The organism is Janthinobacterium sp. PC23-8 (assembly GCF_002250505.1).
Classification (GTDB): Bacteria; Pseudomonadota; Gammaproteobacteria; order Burkholderiales; family Burkholderiaceae_D; genus Janthinobacterium.
This window is the reverse complement of the sequence record NZ_NJGY01000003.1, coordinates 281,017-295,172: the sequence shown is the minus strand read 5'-3', so window position 1 is coordinate 295,172 and position 14,156 is coordinate 281,017. Positions and strand designations below refer to the sequence as shown.

Genomic DNA, 14,156 nt, shown 5'->3' with positions numbered 1-14,156 from the left:
TGTAACAAGTGGGCCATGCTCAAGGCAGGCACATTTCGATCAGGAAGGGACGGTCGTGCAGCTTCTGCGCGAACGCCAGCGCCGCGCGCAGTTCGTCGACGGTGGCCACCCGGCGCGACTCGACGCCGTAGCCGCGCGCCAGCGCCGGCCAGTCGAAGCCCGGATCGTCGAGCACCGTCAGGCGTTCGGCCTGCGGGCCGTTGCGGGTCAGGCCGATGCGGCTCAATTCGGTTTGCAGGATGCCGTAGCGGCGGTTCGAGGCGATCAGCATCACCACCGGCAGGCGTTCGCGGGCCATGGTCCACAAGGTCTGGATGGTGTACTGGGCGCTGCCGTCGGACTGCAGCGCGAACGTGCGCCGTTCAGGGCAGGCGATCGCCGCGCCCAGCGCCACCGGCAGGCCCTGGCCGATGGCGCCGCCGGTATTGGTCAGGATGGTGTGGCGCCGCGCGCAAGCCGAGGCGGTGACGAAGGGGTAGCCGCAAGTGCCGCCCTCGATCGAGACGATGGCGTCGTCCGGCAAGGCGTTCGACAGCAGGCGGCCCACCGCCACTGGCGTGAGCGGCCCGTCCTCGATCGCATAACTTGAGGTCGCCACGCCAGCGCCGTGCAGCGGCGCGTCGAGCAGGTCGGCCAGCGCCTCGAGCGCGGCGTCGGCGGCCTCGCCCGGCAGCGCCAGCGTGGCCAGCGCGTCGGCCGGCGCCAGTTCGCTGGGCAGGCCCTCGTAGCCGAAATAGGCGATCGGGGCGATCGCGCCGGCCAGCATCACGGTAGCGCCGTCGAGCGCGGCGATGGCAGCCTCGGGGAAATACGGCAGGCGGTCGATATCGGGCAGGCCGCCGCCGCGTTCGCTGCGCGCCGGGAAGGTTTCGCTGAACAGGCGCGCATCGGTGGCTGCGGCGATGCGGCCGGCGGCCACCTGGCCGCGCGCGCTGAGCGCATGCGCGCCCAGCAGCAGCACGGTCTTCGCGCCGCCCTCGAGCAGCGCATGGCAGCGCGCCACGGCTGCTGCGTCAAACGTCAACGGCGCACGCGGCACGCGCGGCGGCACCGCCTGCGGCGTGACTTGCTGCTGGTAGTCGACCGGCACCACCAGGGTCGCCACCACGCCGGGCGCGGCGTTGGCCGCGTCGATGGCGGCCAGCGTGTCGCGTTCCAGCTCGGCCGCGCGGGCCACGGTGCGGAACCAGCCCGATACCGGGCGCGCCAGCGATTCGATGTCCGAGCTCAGCGGCGCGTCGTATTTGAGGTGCCAGCTGGCATGGTCGCCAATGAGGTTGACGATCGGCGTGCGGGCGCGGCGCGCATTGTGCAGGTTGGCCAGGCCGTTGGCCAGGCCGGGGCCCAGGTGCAGCAAGGTCGCTGCGGGCCGGCCCAGCATGCGCCCGTAGCCGTCGGCGGCGCCGGTGCAGACGCCCTCGAACAGGCCGAGCACGGCGCGCACGGTGACGCCTTCCTCGTCAAAAGCGGCCACGAACGGCATTTCGGTGGTGCCTGGATTGGCAAAACATACGTCGACGCCGGCCATGCCGCAGGCGCGAAGCACGATGGATGCGCCGTTGGGCGCCGGGAGGGGGTGTGGTGTTTTCATGAGATAAATCATAATCCCGCTATTTGGGACTGTCAACGGACGAATTTTTGAGATGGATCAAGCGACGCCACTTTAAAAACGCTGAAATTGCCTACATTCCGCCATAAATGTGGGATTATGTGCGGCAATGACCGCATCAACGCCGTATTTTTTCAAATCACAGTTCCGCCATTTGGGATTAAAATAAATCCCACTATGCAGGATTTGAATCGCGGTAGAATGCGCGATCCTCAGCTCAGCGCCGCCGGCGCCATCGACCATGTCCAGCCTCACCCGCATGCTGTCCATCCTTGGACTGTTTTCAAAGGAGCACACCGCCCTGTCGGCCGACGTCATCGCCGACGAACTGCAACTGGCGCGCACCACCTGCTACCGCTATATCAAGGAGTTGATGGAGGCCGGCCTGTTGGTCAGCAATATGGGACTGTATGGCCTGGGGCCGCGCATCATCGAGCTCGATTACCAGATCCGCGAAACCGACCCGCTGCTCAATATCGGGCGCGCCGTGCTGGCCGAGCTGGTCGCCAGCACCGGCGGCATTGGCCTGCTGGCCACCATCTATGACAGCCAGATCATCAATATCCACCAGGAAGGCGACCATGGCGACTGGGCCATCACCTACAGCCGCGGCAAGGCGGTGCCGACCTTCCGCAGCGCCAGCTCCAAGGTGATCCTGGCGCACCTGAAACCGGCGCGCCTCAAGCGCCTCTGGAAACTCCACCAGCAGCAGGACGACGTGCGCGCCATCGGGCCGGACTGGGACAGCTTCCGGCTGCACATGCAGGCCATCCGCGAACATGGGTATTGGGTCTCGCACGGCGAGCTCGATGCCGGCAGCGACGGCGTGGCCGCGCCCGTGCTGTACCGCGACGGCACGGTGGCCGGCAGCCTGACGCTGGTATTCAAGCGCCAGCGCTACCGCCTGTACAACGAGCAATTTTTGGGGGAATTGGTGATGGAGGCGGCGAGCCGCATCGGCGCGCTGTTGCCGGGCAACCAGGCGCCGCCCGAGGCCGGCTGAGCGGCGCCGGGCATGGGCCGCCCCTGGCTGTCAGCCGCGGTCGACCTGGCCCAGGCAGGCGAAGCGGCGCGGGTCGGCCAGGCGCAGCCGGTGCGCCGCATACAGTCCGGCCGCCACCGCCAGCGGCAGCAGTCCCACCAGCGTGTACGAGGTCTTGTGGCTGGCGCCGGTCAGCACGTCGAAATTGCGCACCGCCAGCAGCAGCACGGCGGCCAGGCCGGTGCCCGACAGCAGCGGCAGCACCAGCGTGCGCAACGGGCCGCAATGGGCGTGGCGTTGGCGCCGGTAGTAGCGCCATACCGAGGCGCTGGTCAGCACCATCAGCAGCAGGATGCACAAGGTGGCCACGTTCGACAGCCAGCCGAACAAGGTCATCAGCGGATCGGCGCCGCCCAGCGCGAAGCACAGCACCACGGCGCAGCACAAGACGCTTTGCAGCACCGACGCCACGTGCGGGCTCTGGTGCGACGGATGGGTGTGGCCCAGGCGCCCCGGCAACAGGCGCTCGCGGCCCATCGCATAAAAATAGCGCGCGGTCGAGTTGTGGAACGCCAGCAGGCCGGCATACACGCTGACGATGAACAGTCCGCGCAGCACCAGCGTCAGGCCGCCGCCGACGTAGCGGTCCGACAGCGTGTACAGGAACATGGTCGGATCGATCTGCGCGCGGATGGTGTCGGCCACCTTGTCGGCACCGGCGCCGACCACCATGCACCACAGCGTGACGGCGTAGAAGCTGCCGATCACCAGCACCGACACATAGGTCGCCAGCGGAATGCTGCGGTGCGGGTCCTTCGCTTCTTCGCCGTAAATCGTGGTGGCCTCGAAGCCGATAAAGGCGGCAAAGCAGAACAGCAGGCCGATGAAGGGATTGCCGCTTGACACCACCGACGGCTTGAACGAATCGAGCGAAATGCCGCTGTCGCCGCCGTGGCGCAGGATGGCGATATCGAGCACCAGCACCGCCACGTATTCGGCGATGACGAACAGGGCCAGCACCTTGGCCGACAGGTCGATGCGGCGGTAACCGAACACCGCGATGCTGGCCATGGCCGTGAAGCTGCAGGCCCACCACGGCGCATGGATGCCGAACTCGGCCGCCAGCGAACCCGAGGTCACCGCGCCGAACATGCCGTACAGGGCAAATTGCAGGCAGTTGTAGCCGACCACGGCCACCATCGCCGCCGCACCGCCGGCATAGCCGCCCAGGCCGCGCGCGATCAGTGCGTAAAAGCCGCCGGCGTTGGTCACCTCGCCAGCCATGGCCGTATAGCCGGAGGCAAAGGCCAGCAGCAGCAGCAGCGCCACCACCACCAGCGCCGGCGTGCCCGCGCCGTTGCCCAGCATGATGCCGATCGGGAAGCCGCCCGCCACCACGCTCAGCGGACTGGCCGCCGAAATCACCAGCAGCACGATCAGGCCCACGCCCAGGCTGCCGCGCCGCAATTCAGTCGATATGCCCGCCGACGCCGTGTCCAGCCGCGCCGTGCACGCCTCGTTCAAGATAGTCATTGCCTTGGTCTCTTCCTGTTTTTTGTTGAAGATGCCCGCCCAGCCTGCCTGCCTGTTGTATCAGCAAAACCCTGGCGTGACATCAACTATCATATTGTTTTGCGTTATTACAACGGGGCGCCGGCGGCTCCACGCCAGCGCCCCGCACTATTTCTAGAAATTGCGCGACACGTTGATGCCGACCAGGTTGCGGTCGCGGTACAACTGGTCGAACACCGTGCTGCCGCCCCAGAAGCGGGTGACGTTCAGCGCCACCTGCCAGGTGGCCGGATTCTGGATCAGCGTGACCGTGAAGTTGGCCGACTTGGCGCCCTCCATGAAAGTCGACGCGCTGTTCGGCGTGCGGCCCTTGAGCGCCTGGAAATAATAGATTTCAGGCACCACCTGCCAGCCCGGGATCAGCGTGCCGTCATACACCCAGCTGAAGTCGAGGTTGACGCCGTACGAGGTCTTCGTGCCCATCGCCACCGGCGTGCCGGCCGGACTGAACTGCTGGCCCCAGCCCCAGGCGCCGGCCGAAATCGGGTCGCCGCCGTAAGTCGAATGCAGGCCCGGATAATGGATCAGCACCCCTTCCACCATCAGGGTGGCGGTGTCGGCGCGCAGGAAGTCGAGCAGCCCCTTGGCGTTGCTCGGCGCGGCCGAATACAGGCCCGTCAGCGCCGCCTGCACCTTGTGGTTGTCGACCCAGCAGTTGCCGCGCTGCGAGGCGCAGCCGCTGACGTTGCTGTTGAGCGAGACCGCCTCGCGCGGCCGGTACGACAGCTCGCCGCCGACCGCCCAGTCGCCCAGCGGCAGGTTGGCACTGATGCCGTACAGCTTGCGGTCTTCGGCATAGGTCCAGCCACTCACACCGGTGTTGCGGATATTGGTGCTGAAGTTGGGCGACTTGTCGTGATAATTCATCGCATACAGTCCCAGGTTCAGCTGCGTGCCCTCGGGCTGCCAGCGCAGCGCAGCGCCCCACTGGCCCGAATCGCGCGCCTTGTCGGTGATCAGGCCGTAGGCGGTGTCGCCCTTGCCCAGGCCGTTGGCGGTCGACCAGTAGCTGCCCGTCGGCGGAAAGTAGTTGGCGTTCCAGCGCGTCTGCACATAGGCTTCCAGGTTGAAGCCGTGCCCCAGGCCCGTGGCCACGCTGACCATCGGCGCCGGCAGGATCGCCTCCTTCAATTGCGTGCCCGGCTGCGACAGCTTCATCAGGTCGGACGCGTTGGAGCTGTTGATGCCGCCCGGCAGGAACAGGCTTTCGCCCCAGCTGATCACCTGGTTGCCAACCCGCACCCGCACGCGCTGGTCGGCCACGTCGAAGGTCTTGCTGATCCATAAGTCGTACAGCCGGGTCTTGAAGCGCAGGTCCTTGCGCGCCGCCTCGGACAGGCCGCCGCGCACGGCCGGCGCGCCCGGATCGGCGGCGCTGGTAAAGCCGGTGGTGTCGGTGGCCGAAAAATCCTTCAGCCAGCCCACCCTTGTCATGATGCTGACATCCTGGTCCGGTATCTTGATCAGCAGTTCATGGGTGCCCTTGAGAAAGGTCGTGTAGCGGTCGCCCTTGGCGTAGTTCAGGTTGCCCTGGTCGCCCAGCGCCGAGGTCGGGGCCAGGCAGCCGGCGGGGGCGCCGGCGCCGCCGGCGCCCTTGAGCAGCAGGGTGCAGGACGGATCGCTGGTGCGAATGCCGGTGCCGGCCGAGACGGTCGAATTGAGGCTGGCGGTGAAATAGTCGGTGCTGAAGTTGGCGGCGTCGGCGTGCGCGCCGTGCAGCAGCATTGCGCCGGCCGCGATCGCCAGCGGTGTATGCAGAGATTTCATGGAAGTTCCTTGTGTGGGCAAAGGTAGGCGAAGGGCTGGGGCGGACAATCAGCGTTCGCTGATGGCGCGCAGATTATCCGAGGTGTAAAAGCCCGCCTTGTAGCGTGGCCCGTCCGGTTCGGTGACCCAGCGGATATCCTTGCCGGCGCCGGACGAGCCGCCGTCGAACACGTAGCGCCCTTCGGCCAGGTTGTGCTGCACCATGGCCATCACGTCGCAGCTGCCGGTTTCATACACGGGGATGACGAAGCCTTCGCGCAGTTTGGCCAGCTTGCCCTGGCCGTCGTAGTCGTCGGCCACCAGCAGCGCCCAGCTGTCCTCGTCGAGATAGAACATGCGCTTGGGCGCGGTGTGGCGCATGCCGGACTTGACGGTGGCCTCGACCACCCATACGCGGTGCATCTCGTAGCGCCGGTGGCCCGGATCGATGAAATTGCGCAGCGCGACATCGTCGAATTTGGCGCGGAAATCGAAGGCGCCGAAGGCGTTGTACGGCACCAGCATCTCCTTCTTGCCGACCAGCTTGAAGTCGAAGCGGTCGAGCGCGCCGTTGAACACTTGCGGTTCGTCCAGCGTGTACTGGTTCTCGAAACCGACCTGCGGCGAGTCATGCGAGTACGACGGCATGCGCCGCACCCGGCGCTGGCCGGGGAAGTAATAGAAGGTCTCGTTTTCCGCCTGGTTCAGGTACTGGGTGATGGCCAGCGCCTGGCCGGCCAGCGCCGTCGGATTGTTATAGCCGAAGTAGACGTAGAACTCGACCGGCGACAGTTTCGACAGCAGGGTCGAACCCTTGGCGCCGGTCGGGATGAACAGGCTTTGCTCGGAGCCGGCCTTGATCCACTCGTCCGAGCCGGGACGCGGCGACACCGCCGTGATGACATTCTTGTAGTCGATGCCAACGCCGCGGTAGCGCATCTTGGAGTTGAGCATGACCTCGATGCCGGTGTTCGGCATCGGGAATGGATAGCCGGGCACCACCGCTTCCTTCAGGCTCCAGCCATCGGCCGCCAGCTTGGCCAGCTCGATGTTCTTCCTGGTGTTGGCGGCCACGAAGTCCGGCGCGCCGCAGCTGCGGTGGCTCGGATACACATCCATCCGATAGCCCTTGACCTGCTTGAGCGTGGCCAGTTGGCCCGCCGACAGCTTGTCGGCGTATTTGTCGGCGCTGGCCGCATCGATGGAAAACAGCGGTTTTTCGCCCTTGTATTTCCAGTAGTCGGCGCGCGGCTTGCCCCATTCCCAGCCTGGCAATGGCGCCTCGGTGCCTTGCCAGGCCGGAATCGCGCCGTCCTTGCTGGCGGCGCGTTCGCCGCCGGCCGGTGTCAGCGTCTTGTCGAGCAGGCCGGGATCGGCGGCGCCGGCGTGCGCCGCCAGGGCGAACAGCGCGCCGGCCAGCAGCAGGCCGGTGGTGGAACAATATGGCTTGGTCAGGCAAATCATGTGCATCCCCTTCAGGTGGTAGGGGCGCGCCCTGCCCCGTGATCGCTCACGTGGCGTAACGCGCCTGTAATGATATGAATCGCGGTGTGAAGCGCCAGCCGCTAGCCGGCGTCGTGTTTTGCCGCCGTGCCCGGCAGCATCCGGCTCAGGGTGGCGTCGCGGCGCACCCAGTGGTGGTACAGCGCCGCCGCCACATGCAGCAGCACCGCTACCCAGGCCAGCCAGTGGCCGATGAAGCTGTGAACCAGGTAGGCGTTGTCCTCGACCGCCGTCCACGACCAGCCCGTCAGCGCCGCCAGCGCCGGCCACAGCGCCGTATCCTTGAACGGCGTGAGGTGGAACAGGCCGAAGTCGGCGCCGTGGTTGGTGGTGATGTAGCCGGTCAGCGGCATGATCAGCATCAGCAGATACAGGCAACGGTGGGCCCAGCGCGCCAGCGCATGTTCAAGTGCCGGCCCCGGTAGCGGATCGGGCTCGGTCGACCAGAGCCGCCACAGCAGGCGCGGCAGCACCAGCACGCCGATCGTCACGCCCAGTATCCAGTGGATATTGAGCAGCGGTATGACCCGCCCGGCGTCGGGCACTACCCCGAACAGCGCCGGCTTGATGCTGGTTTCCGGATTGACGAACCAGATCACGTAATAGACGGCCACGTAGGCGCCGATAAAGGCCAGCGCCATGCTCCAGTGAAACAGCTTGGCGACCGCGCCGAAGCGCGTGCGAGTATTGCTTATCTGCATCACATCACCCCTGGACGGTCACGGCAGCAAGACCGTGATGACTTTTTCTTCGGTATAGGACAGCACGCCGGTCAGGCCGCATTCGCGTCCCAGGCCGCTGCTCTTGGTACCGCCCCACGGCAGGTTCGGGTCGAGCGGACTCCAGCAATTGACGCCGACCGCGCCGACCCTGACCGCGTGCGCCACCTTGTGTGCGCGCGCCAGCGTGTTGGTCCAGACGGTGGCCGCCAGGCCGTAGCTCGAATCGTTGGCGATGGCGATCGCCTCCTCGTCGGTGTCGAACACAATGATGGTGCCGACCGGCCCGAAGATCTCGTCGCGCGCGATGCTCATCGCGTTGCTGGCGCCGCCGAAGATGGTCGGGCGCACGAACCAGCCGACATCGTGCGCGGCCACGCCGCCGGTCAGCACGGTCGCGCCTTCCTCGATGCCCTGGGCGATGTAGCGGTTGACGCGTTCGAACTGCTCGCGCTTGGCCACCGGTCCCATCGTCACGCCCGGCTGCGCCGGGTCGCCCACCTTGATCGACTCGGCCGCCGCCACCAGCGCGCTGGTGAAGCGCTCGGCGATCGCACGCTGCACCAGGATGCGGGTGCCGGCAGCGCACACCTGGCCCTGGTTGACGAACAGGCCCATGGCGCAGCCGCGCACGGCCGCCTCGAGCGAGGCGTCGTCGAAGACGATCTGCGCGCTCTTGCCGCCCAGTTCGAGCGCGACGCGCTTGAAACTGGCGCCGGCCACGCGCGAGATCTCGCGTCCGACCTCGGGGCTGCCGGTAAAGGTGACCTTGTCGATGCCGGGGTGTTCGCACAGCGCCCGTCCGACCACTTCGCCCAGGCCGGTGACCACGTTGACCACGCCGTCCGGGAAACCGGCTTCCTGGCACAGCGCGGCCAGGTGCAGCGCCGACAGCGGCGTCTCCTCGGACGGCTTGATCACTACCGTGCAGCCGGCCGCCAGCAGCGAGGCCAGCTTCCAGGTGGTGATCATGCACGGCGAGTTCCATGGCACGATGGCGCCGACCACGCCGACCGGTTCGAGCCGCGTGTACGACAGGGTCGGCATGCCCATGTAGCCGCCGGTGGGGATGGTGCGCCCTTCGAGCTTGTCGGCCCAGCCGGCGGCGGCGCGCAGGGTGCCGATGGCGTTGGGAATATCCATCATGCGCGGCTCCATCGGCGAGCGGCCAATGCAGCGTGCGTCCATGTCGGCCAGCAGCTCGAGGTCGCGCTGCACCAGGTCGGCCAGGCGGAACAGCAACAGGCCGCGCGCGGCGCCGTTCAGGCGGCTCCAGGCGCCGCCGTCAAGCTGGGCGCGGGCGGCGGCGACGGCACGGTCGACGTCGCTGCGGGTGCCGCGCGCCGAGGTGGCGAACACCTGTTCGGTAACCGGGCTGACCAGCGCGATGGTCGCCGCGTCGGAGGCATCGACGGCCTGGCCGTCGATGAAATGCTTGAGTGTGAGTGTCATGACGCGCTGCTCTCTCAGGTGCGGGTGAACGGAACGGCCTTGAAGCCGGCGTCGAGCGCGCTGACGATATGGTCGATCTCCTCGCGGTTGATCACCAGCGGCGGCGACAGGATGATCTTGGTGCCGACCGGACGCACGATGACGCCGTGGCGGCGGGTGGCTTCGGCCACCGCGTAGGCATAGCCGTTGCTCGGGCTGATCGTCTCGCGCGTCTTGCGGTCGTTGACCAGGTCGATGGCCAGCATCAGGCCCTTGCCGCGGATCTCGCCGATCGCTTCGTAGCGCCCGACCATCGGCTGCAGCGCGTCGAGCAGGTAGGCGCCCTGTTTGGCGGCGTTGCCCGGCAAGTCTTCGTCGACCACGATCTTCAGGCTGGCGATGGCGGCCGCGCAGCCGACCGGGTGGCCGGAATACGTATAGCCGTGCATGATGGCGCCGCCGAAGTCGCGGTTGTTCTCGAAGGCTTCGACGATGCGGCCGTTGAGCGCAGTGGCGCTGAGCGGGATATAGCCCGACGAGATGCCCTTGGCGAAGCACATGATGTCGGGCTTGACGCCCCAGCCGCGCGAACCGAACAGATTGCCGGTGCGGCCGAAGCCGGTGACGATCTCGTCGGCGATCAGCAGCACGCCGTACTTGTCGCACACGGCGCGGATCAGCGGCCAGTAGTTCGCTGGCGGCACGATCACCCCGCCCGCGCCCTGCACCGGCTCGGCGATGAAGGCGGCCACCGTGTCCGGGCCCTGGAACTCGATCTCGCGCTCGAGCAGCATGGCGCACATGCGGCCCAGTTCCTCCGGGTCGTCGGTGAACGGATTGCGGTAAGGCCACGGATTTTCAACATGGAAGCAGCCGGCCAGGTTCGGCTCGTAATTGCGGCGGAAGGCGGCGTTGCCGTTGACGCCGGCGCTGGCGAAATGGCTGCCGTGGTAGCCCTGCTTGAGCGAGATGAACTTGGTGCGGTCCTTCTGGCCCAGGATCTTCCAGTACTGGCGCGCCAGCTTGAGCGCCGTTTCGGTGGCGTCCGAGCCGTTCGAACCGTAGAACACGCGCTGCATGTCCTCTTGCGCCAGCATGCCGACCAGCTGCGCCGACAATTCCTCGGCGCGCGGATTGGACACGCCGTCGAAGATCTGGAAATACTCGAGTTCATTGATCTGCTTGATGACGGCGTCCTTGACCTCGGCGCGGTTGTGGCCGACGTTGACGTTCCACAGGCCGGCGACGGCATCGACGAATTTCTGGCCGTGGTCGTCGAACACATGGCAACCGTCGCCGCGCACGATGCGCAGCGGTGCGCGCGACTTCATGTCAGCCTGGTGCATCATCGGATGCCAAAAACGGGATTCGTTGTAGCTCATGCAAAACTCCTTTAGCTGCTGCGTTGATTCGGTCAATGACGATGGGCCGCATGGCCATCGTTGCATCGCTGCGGCGTGTCGCGATGATCGCCACGCCATGAATCCAGTTTGCGCCTTGGGCCTGTGCAGCGTTAGCCCAAAACCGCACCTCGCAATGGCGCGCAAAAAATGCCGTGACGGCTAGCAACGGTGGAAGGGATGTGGAAAAGCCGGCGCCCGCACAAGCGGACCCCGGCCTCAGGAGGCGTCAGGAAGGTGTGGCAGGACGGTGTTCAGGGCAGCGTCACGAGCGCGCCCATGTCAGGATTGCGCGCCGCATTCGGGGTTCATGTCCTGCATCGCCGCCTTCATTTCTTCCGGCGTGACATCCTTGACGTGGGTGGCCAGCGACCAGCTGTGGCCGAACGGATCGGTGACGATGCCGTAGCGGTCGCCCCAGAACTGGTTTTCCACCGCCATCTTGACGCTGGCGCCGGCGGCCACCGCCCGCGCGAAAGCCTGGTCCACGTCCTGCACATACATATGCAGCGTGACGGGTGTGCCCTTGAGCTTGTTGGGGCCGACGCTGCCGTAGTCGGGAAACTCGTCGACCAGCATCAGGTGCGAGTCGCCGATAGTGAGCATGGCGTGCATGATCTTGCCGTCCGGCGTTTGCATGCGCGCGGCCTCGACGGCATTGAAGGCCTTTTTATAGAAGTCGATGGCCTCGGCTGCGCCGTCGCAGACCAGGTGCGGGGTAATCGTATGCATGTCTTGGGGAATCGCTTCCACTGGTGCTGTCATGATGATCTCCTTTGGCTGGGATTGAAGCAGGTGCATTCTTTTACTCTAGCTCCACGACGCGGTAACACAAGCCCGGGCGCCATCATTTTGTGATTTTTTCCGGTTTTTTTGCACCACAGGAAAGAACAGGCGCCGGCACCGCCGTTACAGCACCGCCGGCACGGCCAGCGGCGCTTCCAGCATGGCGTCGGCGATCCCTTGCAGCGCGTGGCGCAGCTGTTCCTGGGTGGCGACGCCGCCGATGCACACGCGCACTGCCTGCGGCGCCGGGCCGCCGCCATCGACCGCAAAGGCGTCGCTGGGCACCACGCCGATGCCGATCGCCCGCAGATGGGCGGTAAAAGCCAGCCGGTCCCACTGCGGCGGCAGGCGCAGCCACAGATGAAACGCCTCGGGCTGCGAGGCGTAGCTGCCGGCCGGCAGGATGCGCGCGGCCAGCCGCTGGCGCGCCATCGATTCCTTGCGGATCGCGTTCAGCGCCAGGTCGGCGGTGCCGTCGCGGATCCAGCGCGTCGCCAGCGCGGCGGTGAACGGCGAAGCCATCACCGCCGTCGCCCGCAGCGCCGCCGCCAGGCGCGCCGTGTCGGCCGCGTCAGGCGCGCTGACATAGGCCAGCCGCAAGCCGGCGCCGATGCACTTGGCCAGGCCGGCCACATGGAAGGTGATGTCGGCGCCGATGGCGGCGATCGGTGCCACGCCCTCGCGCGGCAGGAAGCCGTAGGCGTCGTCCTCGATGATCGGCACCTTGTAGTGGCGCGCCACCTGCACGATGGCCTGGCGCCGCTGCGGCGACATCGTCAAAGTGGTCGGGTTGAGCAAGGTCGGCGTGCAGTACAGCGCCTGCGGCGCGTATTGCGCGCAGGCGGCGGCGAAGGCCAGCGCGTCGATCCCCTCGCCGTCCATCGGCAGCCCGACCAGGCGCAGGTTGAGCACGCCGGCCAGCGCGCGCAGGCCCGGATAGGTCAGCGCCTCGCAGCACACCACCGAACCGGGCGGCGCGATGGTGCTGAGGATGGCCAGCAGCGCCGCCTGCGCGCCCGGCGCCACCAGCAGCCGCTCGGGCTCGACCGCCAGGCCGCGCCGGCGCAGCCACAGCGCGCCGGCCTCGCGGTCCTGCGCCGAGCCGCCGAAGTCCTGGTAGCGCAACAGCGCCTGCATGGCGGCGGGCGACTCGCCCAGCGACGCCACGCCGGCGCGCATCAGCGCCGCCAGCTCGGGCGTGAGCGCCTCGGGCGGCATGTTCATCGACAGGTCGACGTTCGGCCGCCCGGCCACCGCGCGCGGGATCGCCATCGCCCGGCGCCCGCACACGAAGGTGCCGCGCCCCACCGTCGAATCGACCAGGCCGCGCTTGTGCGCCTCGCCGTAGGCGCGCGCCACGGTGGTGAAGTCGATGTCCAGCGCATCGGCCAGCTGGCGCTGCGGCGGCAGGCGCTGTTCGGGCGCGAGGCGGCCGGTGGCGATGTCGGCGGCGATGGCGTCGGCAATCGCCTTGTAGAGCGGCCCCTGGCCTTTTTTCAGTTTCGGCAGCCATGCGGCGGCGGATTTCGACATTGCGTTTTCTCCATTCAATGTTGGTGCGACCCGCACATTGCATGCATTATTCGTGCCGCTCGAAAACGCCCAAAACACGTCGGAATCACGCTTCGGGTGCACCATCGGCGGGCGGCGCGCCCCATCGCGGCGCACGCCCCTTTTCGATCGTTCCCTGCAGATACAGGCGATTGACTGCACGACTTGAATGGAGCCGCGCCCGGGGCCGAAAAGTCGACGCTGCGGCGGCACAATGGCGGCGCCTTTGAAAACCGCGATTGACTGGATTTTTATCCCTGCACAAGCCCCTTCAATGCGCCGGCGCTGGCACGCCGCATGCATTCAAACCGGCTATCGCGGCGCAATCAATCCGAACGCCCGGTACTCCCCTTAACCTTATTGAAGGAAGCAGCATGCCAGCGATCAATCACAAAGCCCACGTCAAGGGCGACTATTTTGTTGACTACGAAGAGAAGGTGTTCGAGGACGTGAAAGCGCGTCCGGGCGAGAAGGCGCTGGTCACCTTCCATACCGTCGCCTTCGAGGGCTCGATCGGCTTCGTCAACCTGCTGCAGGCCACGCGGTTGCAGCGCAAGGGCTACGAAACGACTGTGCTGCTGTATGGCCCGGGCGTGACGCTGGGCCTGCAGCGCGGCTTCCCGACGCTCGGCGACGAGGCCTTCCCCGGCCACCTGAACCAGAACAACCAGCTGGTCAAGTTCATGGCCGAAGGCGGCAAGGTCTACGCCTGCCGTTTCGCGCTCCAGGCCTTGTATGGCCATGGCGAGCCGTCGCTGATCGAAGGCATCCGCGCCATCGCCCCGCAGGACGTGCTGGACCTGAAGCTGCTGCATCTGCGCGACAACGCGGTGATCATCGACACCTGGACCCTGTAA

At 66.8% G+C, this 14,156-nt stretch carries 12 protein-coding genes; 2 read left to right on the top strand and 10 right to left on the bottom strand.

Annotated features, from left to right (window positions below):
- Window positions 1-19 precede the first annotated feature (19 nt).
- Both CD932_RS20815 and CD932_RS20810 read right to left on the bottom strand, forming a co-directional pair.
- Window positions 20-1,591 (bottom strand): acetolactate synthase large subunit, encoded by a 1,572-nt coding sequence (locus tag CD932_RS20815; RefSeq protein WP_094444716.1) that lies wholly within the window; start codon window positions 1,589-1,591, stop codon window positions 20-22.
- A gap of 72 nt (window positions 1,592-1,663) precedes the next feature.
- Window positions 1,664-1,852 (bottom strand): hypothetical protein, encoded by a 189-nt coding sequence (locus CD932_RS20810; protein WP_141213327.1) that lies wholly within the window; start codon window positions 1,850-1,852, stop codon window positions 1,664-1,666.
- On the opposite strand from CD932_RS20810, the gene CD932_RS20805 reads away from it, so the two are divergent.
- Window positions 1,851-2,612, top strand: coding sequence for an IclR family transcriptional regulator (locus CD932_RS20805; RefSeq protein WP_094444714.1), 762 nt, complete (start codon window positions 1,851-1,853; stop codon window positions 2,610-2,612). The genes CD932_RS20810 and CD932_RS20805 overlap by 2 nt on opposite strands.
- Before the next feature lie 30 nt (window positions 2,613-2,642).
- On the opposite strand, the gene CD932_RS20800 is transcribed toward CD932_RS20805, so the two are convergent.
- The 8 genes from CD932_RS20800 to CD932_RS20765 form a co-directional block, all read right to left on the bottom strand.
- On the bottom strand, window positions 2,643-4,124 hold the full coding sequence (locus CD932_RS20800; protein WP_094444713.1) for an APC family permease: 1,482 nt from the start codon (window positions 4,122-4,124) through the stop codon (window positions 2,643-2,645).
- 153 nt (window positions 4,125-4,277) lie between these two features.
- On the bottom strand, window positions 4,278-5,930 hold the full coding sequence (locus tag CD932_RS20795; RefSeq protein WP_094444712.1) for a DUF1302 domain-containing protein: 1,653 nt from the start codon (window positions 5,928-5,930) through the stop codon (window positions 4,278-4,280).
- Between the two features lie 48 nt (window positions 5,931-5,978).
- Window positions 5,979-7,373 (bottom strand): DUF1329 domain-containing protein, encoded by a 1,395-nt coding sequence (locus tag CD932_RS20790; RefSeq protein ID WP_094445289.1) that lies wholly within the window; start codon window positions 7,371-7,373, stop codon window positions 5,979-5,981.
- Window positions 7,374-7,474: 101 nt separating this feature from the next.
- Window positions 7,475-8,113: a cytochrome b gene (locus CD932_RS20785; RefSeq protein WP_094444711.1), complete on the bottom strand. Its 639-nt coding sequence runs from the start codon at window positions 8,111-8,113 to the stop codon at window positions 7,475-7,477.
- 18 nt (window positions 8,114-8,131) lie between these two features.
- Window positions 8,132-9,583: an aldehyde dehydrogenase gene (locus tag CD932_RS20780; protein WP_094444710.1), complete on the bottom strand. Its 1,452-nt coding sequence runs from the start codon at window positions 9,581-9,583 to the stop codon at window positions 8,132-8,134.
- A gap of 14 nt (window positions 9,584-9,597) precedes the next feature.
- The gene (locus CD932_RS20775) at window positions 9,598-10,944 is read right to left on the bottom strand and encodes an aspartate aminotransferase family protein (RefSeq protein ID WP_094444709.1); all 1,347 of its coding nucleotides are present in this window, start codon (window positions 10,942-10,944) and stop codon (window positions 9,598-9,600) included.
- A gap of 300 nt (window positions 10,945-11,244) precedes the next feature.
- Window positions 11,245-11,727, bottom strand: coding sequence for a VOC family protein (locus tag CD932_RS20770; protein WP_176461080.1), 483 nt, complete (start codon window positions 11,725-11,727; stop codon window positions 11,245-11,247).
- Window positions 11,728-11,871: 144 nt separating this feature from the next.
- Window positions 11,872-13,281 carry a PLP-dependent aminotransferase family protein gene (locus CD932_RS20765; RefSeq protein WP_094444707.1) on the bottom strand — a complete coding sequence of 470 codons (1,410 nt, stop codon included), beginning with the start codon at window positions 13,279-13,281 and terminating at the stop codon, window positions 11,872-11,874.
- Between the two features lie 392 nt (window positions 13,282-13,673).
- Here CD932_RS20765 and CD932_RS20760 point away from each other — a divergent pair, with 392 nt between their 5' ends.
- Window positions 13,674-14,156 carry an MSMEG_0572/Sll0783 family nitrogen starvation response protein gene (locus CD932_RS20760; RefSeq protein WP_094444706.1) on the top strand — a complete coding sequence of 161 codons (483 nt, stop codon included), beginning with the start codon at window positions 13,674-13,676 and terminating at the stop codon, window positions 14,154-14,156.

What these genes read in the sequence shown, in the direction of transcription:
- CD932_RS20815 (WP_094444716.1), bottom strand. Translation starts at nt 1,591, where the DNA reads ATGAAAACACCACACCCCCTCCCGGCGCCCAACGGCGCATCCATCGTG.
- CD932_RS20805 (WP_094444714.1), top strand. Translation starts at nt 1,851, where the DNA reads ATGTCCAGCCTCACCCGCATGCTGTCCATCCTTGGACTGTTTTCAAAG.
- CD932_RS20810 (WP_141213327.1), bottom strand. Translation starts at nt 1,852, where the DNA reads ATGGTCGATGGCGCCGGCGGCGCTGAGCTGAGGATCGCGCATTCTACC.
- CD932_RS20800 (WP_094444713.1), bottom strand. Translation starts at nt 4,124, where the DNA reads ATGACTATCTTGAACGAGGCGTGCACGGCGCGGCTGGACACGGCGTCG.
- CD932_RS20795 (WP_094444712.1), bottom strand. Translation starts at nt 5,930, where the DNA reads ATGAAATCTCTGCATACACCGCTGGCGATCGCGGCCGGCGCAATGCTG.
- CD932_RS20790 (WP_094445289.1), bottom strand. Translation starts at nt 7,373, where the DNA reads ATGATTTGCCTGACCAAGCCATATTGTTCCACCACCGGCCTGCTGCTG.
- CD932_RS20785 (WP_094444711.1), bottom strand. Translation starts at nt 8,113, where the DNA reads ATGCAGATAAGCAATACTCGCACGCGCTTCGGCGCGGTCGCCAAGCTG.
- CD932_RS20780 (WP_094444710.1), bottom strand. Translation starts at nt 9,583, where the DNA reads ATGACACTCACACTCAAGCATTTCATCGACGGCCAGGCCGTCGATGCC.
- CD932_RS20775 (WP_094444709.1), bottom strand. Translation starts at nt 10,944, where the DNA reads ATGAGCTACAACGAATCCCGTTTTTGGCATCCGATGATGCACCAGGCT.
- CD932_RS20770 (WP_176461080.1), bottom strand. Translation starts at nt 11,727, where the DNA reads ATGACAGCACCAGTGGAAGCGATTCCCCAAGACATGCATACGATTACC.
- CD932_RS20765 (WP_094444707.1), bottom strand. Translation starts at nt 13,281, where the DNA reads ATGTCGAAATCCGCCGCCGCATGGCTGCCGAAACTGAAAAAAGGCCAG.
- CD932_RS20760 (WP_094444706.1), top strand. Translation starts at nt 13,674, where the DNA reads ATGCCAGCGATCAATCACAAAGCCCACGTCAAGGGCGACTATTTTGTT.